This window comes from Streptomyces sp. PU-14G, from assembly GCF_041028275.1.
Taxonomy (GTDB): Bacteria; Actinomycetota; Actinomycetes; order Streptomycetales; family Streptomycetaceae; genus Streptomyces.
Genome location: NZ_JASKYT010000365.1, coordinates 1 through 6,129 on the forward strand (window position 1 = coordinate 1; position 6,129 = coordinate 6,129).

The window sequence follows — 6,129 nt, forward strand, 5'->3', positions numbered from 1 at the left end:
CTCCTGCGCCGACCCCAGCTCCGTCACCGGCGCCGACCCCCGCTCCGTCACCGGTGGCGGCCCCGGCACCGCCCCTCGCGACGCTCCCGAACCCGCCTCCGAGGCTCCGCCCGGGCCGCTCGCCCGGCGGCGTCTGCTCCAGGCCTCCGCCGCCGCGGGCGGCGCGCTCGCCGTCGGCGGCCCGGCCCTGAGCACACCGGCGGTCGCCGCCCCGGCGCCCGCCCCGGCCTCCGCCGAGGCCGCGGACCGCTCCCGCACCGTGCCGTTCTCCGCCGCCACCAACGGCGCCGCCACACTCGTGCCGGGAGCCGACCGGCTGATTGCGGAGATGCAGAACATCCTGTGGTCCGTCCCCCGTTCGGGTGGTGCCGCGCGTGCGCTCAGCGTTCCCGGGCTGGAGCCGACCCGCCCCGTCCTGGCGCCCGACGGCAAGACGCTGGCCGTGTGCGCGTACCACGGCGGCGGCTTCCACCTGTGGACACTCCGCCCGGACGGTACGGGCCTCAAGCAGCGCACCGACGGGCCCTGGGACGACCGCGGCCCCGCCTGGTCACCCGACGGCACCCGCCTCGCGTTCGCCTCCGAGCGCGGCGGCGACCCGGTGGACGGCAGCCCGTACCGCGTCTGGGTGCTCGACGTGCGCACCGGGAAGACGACTCGGCTGACCGGACGCAAGGGACAGGGCGGCCCCCTCCAGGAGGGCGCCTGGGAGGACTTCGACCCCACCTGGTCGCCGGACGGCACGCGGGTGCTGTGCGTGCGGGGGGCTGTCGAGGACGGTGCGGAAGGGCCCGCACTGAAGGCCCGCACCCTCGTCTCCGTCGCAGCCGACGGCTCCGGAGACGTACGCACCGAACACGAGGACTCCACCGAGGGCGCCTCCCTGATGACGCCCGCCGTCTCGCCCTCCGGCAAGCTCGCCTACCTGCGCACCACACCGGCGCCCGGGGCGACGTGCACGCTTATCGTGGACGGCGAGGCGGTCGACGTCGGCGGCGACCTGGCACCGGTACCGCCGCGCTGGGCCGACCGCGAGACGCTGCTGCTGACCGTCTCGGGCACCTTCCGGCTGCTGCGCCCCGCCAGACCGGAGGCCGCCGAACGCATCCCCTTCACCGCCGAACTCCCCACCCGGCGCCCCCGCTACCGCGTCAAGGACTACGGCTTCGAGGCGGCAGGGCGCCACCGGGTGCGCGGCGTGCAGCAGCCGGTGCTCTCCCCGGATGGCGAGCACCTCGCGTTCGTCGCCCTCAACGCCCTCTGGCTCGCCCGCACGGACGGACACGGCCGCCCCCGCGCACTCGTGCGGGCTCGCGCCTCCCACTACGTGTGCGCGCCCTCCTTCACGCGCGACGGCAAGGCCGTGCTCTACAGCGACGACCGCGACGGGCTGCTCGCCGTCCGCCGCCGGGAGATCGACAGCGGAAAGGAGGAACAACTCGCGGGCGGCGGGCGGGTCTTCGGCGCCCTCTCGCCCGCGGGGGAGAGGCTCGCCTGTCTCGACATGGCGGGCAACCTGCTGGTCAAAGACCTGGCGAGCGGCGAGGAGCGCACCCTGGCCGCGCCCATGGGCGGCGGAGGCATCCCCGGGCCGCCCAGTTGGTCGCCGGACGGGCGCCGCATCGCCCTGTGCGACCGCAACCGGCTCAACTTCCGCTTCCGCGAGGGCTACAACCTCATCCGCGTCGTCGACGCCGACAGCGGCGAGGACGCCCTGCACCCGCTGGCCGAGCACGCCTCACTCGCCGACCGGTACGCCGCGGGTCCCGTCTGGTCGCCCGACGGACGCTGGATGGCGGCCGTGAGCGAGTCGGCGCTGTGGGTGCTGCCCGTGCGCGAGGACGGCAGCCCCGCGGGCAAGGCCCGCCGGCTGACCGACGAGAGCGCCGACCACCCCTCCTGGTCCGGCGACTCGCGCACGCTGGCGTACCTGTCCGCGGGCAAGCTGCGGCTGCGCGACGTCGACGGCGGCCACGCGCGCACCGTACGGATGGAACTGTCCTGGCGGCGGCCCGCGCCCAAGGACACCGTGGTGCACGCCGGGCGGCTGTGGGACGGCACGGGGCCCGACGTGCGCGAGGACGTGGACCTGGTGCTGCGCGACGGCCGGATCGCCGAGATCGCCCCGCACCGCGCGGGACGCCGCGCCGCGCGCCGTCTGGACGCCTCCTCGCTGACCGTGCTGCCCGGTCTCTGGGACACCCACACGCACCCCTGGCAGACCACCTACGGCGGCCGGCAGACCGTCACCCAGCTCGCCTACGGCATCACCACGGCCGTCTCCTTCGGCGGCTTCGCCTACGAGCAGGCCAGACTGCGCGAGGCCGTCGCCGCCGGGCAACTGGCCGGGCCCAGGCTGCTGGCCACCGGGGAGCTGCTGGACGGCGCCCGTGTCGCCTACAGCATGGGCAGGGCTCACCGCACCGAAGCGGGGCTGCGCCGTTCCCTGGAGCGCGCCGGGGCGCTCGACTGGGACTTCGTCAAGACGTACGTGCGGGCTCCCGCGACGACGATGCGCACGGCCGCCGCCTACGCCCACGAGAAGCTGGGCGTGCGCTCGGGCAGCCACCTGTGCACCCCGGGCGTGCAGGTCGGCCAGGATCTGACCACCCACCTGCAGGCCACCCAGCGCCTGGAGTACGGGCACGCCACGACGGCGACGGGCCACGCCTGCGAGGACGTCGTGGGCATCTACAGCACCCCCGGCGACTTCCACCTCGTCGCGACGCCGTTCACCGCGTCCCCGCTGCTGGGCGCCCAGCCCGAACTGGCGAAGGACGAGCGCGTCACCCGGCTGATGCCGCCCTGGGACGTGCAGGCGGTGCGCGAACTGGCCGGCACACCGCCCACCGAGGAGCAACTGGCCACGCTGGACACGGAGACCGCCGTCTACCGCCGCGTCCTGGCCGCCGGCGGCACCGTCGCGCTCGGCACCGACCAGCCGCTGGTCCCCGTCGGGCTCCACCTGCACCTGGCCCTGCGCGCCCTGCACCGCGCCGGGCTGCGCCCGCACGAGGCGCTGCGCACGGCGACCGTGCTGCCGGCCCGCGTCTTCGGCGTCGACAAGGAGCTCGGCACCGTCGAGGAGGGCAAGCTCGCCGACCTCACCCTGGTCGACGGCGACCCGCTGCGGGACTTCGACGCACTGGTGCGGACGGTGACGACTGTGCGGGGCGGCGTGCCCTACGAACGAGAGGAACTGATCGGCGCGTACGGCACCGCCGACGTGCGCGCCCACGAGAAGGAACACTGGCGCCACGTGAGCCGCCAACAGCGGCGGGACGGATGCTGCGACATGGGGCACTGACGGCCCCCGCCGCGCCGGCGGACACGTGCGGGGCCGGTGCCCCTTACGGACACCGGCCCCGCACCGCCGCTCCCTGCGAGCGCCCTACGGCAGGTTGCGGGCCATCACGATCCGCTGCACCTGGTTGGTGCCCTCGTAGATCTGCGTGATCTTCGCGTCGCGCATCATCCGCTCGACCGGGTAGTCACGCGTGTAGCCGTAACCGCCCAGCAGCTGCACCGCGTCGGTGGTGATCTCCATGGCCGCGTCGGAGGCGTAGCACTTGGCGGCTGCGCCGAAGAAGGTCAGGTCCTCCTTCGCGCCGTCGCCGCCTCCGTGGACCCGCTCGGAACGCGCGGCTGCCGCGTAGGTCAGCTGACGGGCGGCCTCCAGCTTCATCGCCATGTCGGCCAGCATGAACTGCACGCCCTGGAAGTCCCCGATGGGCTTGCCGAACTGCTTGCGCTCGGCGACGTAGCCCTTCGCGTAGTCGAGCGCGCCCTGCGCGAGGCCGAGGGCCTGCGCCGCGATGGTGATGCGGGTGTGGTCGAGCGTCTTCATCGCGGTGGCGAAGCCCGTGCCCTCGGCGCCGATCATCCGGTCGGCCGGGATGCGCACGTTGTCGAGGTAGACCTCGCGGGTGGGCGAGCCCTTGATGCCCAGCTTCTTCTCGGGGGCGCCGAACGACACTCCCTCGTCGCCCTTCTCCACGACGAACGCGGAGATGCCCTTCGTGCGCTTGTCGGGGTCCGTGACGGCCATCACCGTGTAGTAGTCGGACACACCGGCGTTGGTGATCCAGCGCTTGACGCCGTTCAGCACCCAGTGGTCGCCGTCGGGCACGGCCTTCGTCTTCATGCCGCCCGCGTCCGAGCCCGCGTCCGGCTCGCTCAGGCAGTACGAGAACATCGCGTCGCCCTTGGCCAGCGGCGACAGGTAGCGCTTCTTCAGCTCCTCGGAGGCGGAGAGCATCACCGGGAGCGAGCCGAGCTTGTTGACGGCCGGGATGAGCGAGGAGGAACCGCAGACCCGGGCGATCTCCTCGATGACGATGACGGTCGCCAGCGCGTCGGCGCCCGCGCCGCCGTACGCCTCCGGCACGTGCACGGCGTGCAGGTCATTGGCGACGAGCGCATCCAGTGCCTCCTGCGGGAACCGGGACTCCTCGTCCACCTCTGCGGCGTGCGGGGCGATCTTCGCCTCGGCGAGCGCGCGCACCGAGTCGCGGAGCATCTCGTGCTCCTCCGAGGTCCGGTAGAGGTCGAAATCAGACGCCAAGGTGTCTCACTCCTTCGAGAGCCTGCCTGTACTTTGCGTGCACTGCGGGAACGCTAATTACCGTTAAGTAACCGCAATTTTAGTGGCCCCGGCCGCCCCGGGGGTACGTGAGGTTCGCGACAGCCGGGGTCCCGTTATGCTCGCGGGCAGCGTTCAGCCGTCACAAGGAGTACCCCTATGGCCTCGCCCAAGATCACCGTGATCGGTCTCGGCTATCTCGGCGCCACCCACGCCGCCGCCATGGCCGAGCTCGGCTTCGAGGTGCTCGGGCTGGACGTCGTTCCCGAGAAGATGCGCAAACTCGAACAGGGGAGCGCACCCATGTTCGAGCCGGGGCTGGAGGAGCTGCTGCGCTCCCACGTCGCCGGCGTCGAGGGCTCCAGCGGACGCCTGAGCTTCACCGACTCCTGGGAAGAGATCGCCGCCTTCGGCGACATCCACTTCCTGTGCGTCAACACCCCGCAGAAGCACGGCGAGTACGGCTGCGACATGAGCTACGTCGACCGCGCCGTCGACTCCCTCGCCCCCCACCTGCAGCGGCCCGCGCTCGTCGTCGGCAAGTCCACCGTCCCCGTCGGCAGCGCCGAACGGCTCGCCGCCCGCATCGCCGCGCTCGCCCCCGCCGGAGCGGACGCCGAACTCGCCTGGAACCCCGAGTTCCTGCGCGAGGGCTTCGCCGTCAAGGACACCCTCCACCCCGACCGCATCGTCATCGGCGTCGGCGGGCCCCGCGCCGAAGGGCTCCTGCGGGACGTCTACGCCACACCCGTCGCGGAAGGCACCCCCTTCCTCGTCACCGACTTCCCCACCGCCGAGCTCGTCAAGACGTCGGCCAACTCCTTCCTCGCCACCAAGATCTCCTTCATCAACGCCATGGCCGAGGTCTGCGAGGCCGCCGGCGGCGACGTCGTCAAACTCGCCGAGGCCATCGGCCACGACGACCGCATCGGCCGCAAGTTCCTGCGCGCCGGCATCGGCTTCGGCGGCGGCTGCCTGCCCAAGGACATCCGCGCCTTCATGGCACGCGCCGGCGAACTCGGCGCCTCCGAAGCGCTCACCTTCCTGCGCGAGGTCGACTCCATCAACATGCGGCGCCGCGCCCAGATGGTCGAGCTCGCTCGCGACGCCCTCGGCGGCGCCCTGCTCGGCAAGCGCATCGCCGTCCTCGGCGCCACCTTCAAGCCCGACTCCGACGACGTACGCGACTCCCCTGCGCTCAACGTCGCGGGCCAGCTCCACCTGCAAGGCGCGCAGGTCACCGTCTACGACCCCAAGGGCATGCAGAACGCGCGCGCCGTCTTCCCCACGCTCGGCTACGCGCCGTCCGCTCTCGACGCGGTGCGGGGCGCCGACGTGGTCCTCCACCTCACCGAATGGGCCGAGTTCAAGGAGCTCGACCCCGCGGCGCTCGGCGACGTCGCCGCCGCCCGCCACATCCTGGACGGCCGCAACACCCTCGACCCCGCCCTCTGGCGCAAGGCGGGCTGGACCTTCCGCGCCCTGGGCCGGCCCACGCTGTAACGGGCCGCCGCCCCCTCTCCCCGCACCCCGCGGCGGCCCGTTAC

At 73.2% G+C, this 6,129-nt stretch carries 3 protein-coding genes; 2 read left to right on the top strand and 1 reads right to left on the bottom strand.

Annotated features, from left to right (window positions below):
• Positions 1-133 precede the first annotated feature (133 nt).
• Positions 134-3,307, top strand: coding sequence for an amidohydrolase family protein (locus AB8Z75_RS28890; protein WP_369207082.1), 3,174 nt, complete (start codon positions 134-136; stop codon positions 3,305-3,307).
• An 84-nt stretch (positions 3,308-3,391) separates the two neighbouring features.
• Here AB8Z75_RS28890 and AB8Z75_RS28895 read toward each other — a convergent pair whose 3' ends face one another.
• Positions 3,392-4,564 (bottom strand): acyl-CoA dehydrogenase, encoded by a 1,173-nt coding sequence (locus AB8Z75_RS28895; protein WP_369207078.1) that lies wholly within the window; start codon positions 4,562-4,564, stop codon positions 3,392-3,394.
• Between the two features lie 177 nt (positions 4,565-4,741).
• Here AB8Z75_RS28895 and AB8Z75_RS28900 point away from each other — a divergent pair, with 177 nt between their 5' ends.
• Complete coding sequence (locus AB8Z75_RS28900) at positions 4,742-6,085, top strand: UDP-glucose/GDP-mannose dehydrogenase family protein (RefSeq protein ID WP_369207080.1); 1,344 nt, start codon at positions 4,742-4,744, stop codon at positions 6,083-6,085.
• Positions 6,086-6,129 lie beyond the last annotated feature (44 nt).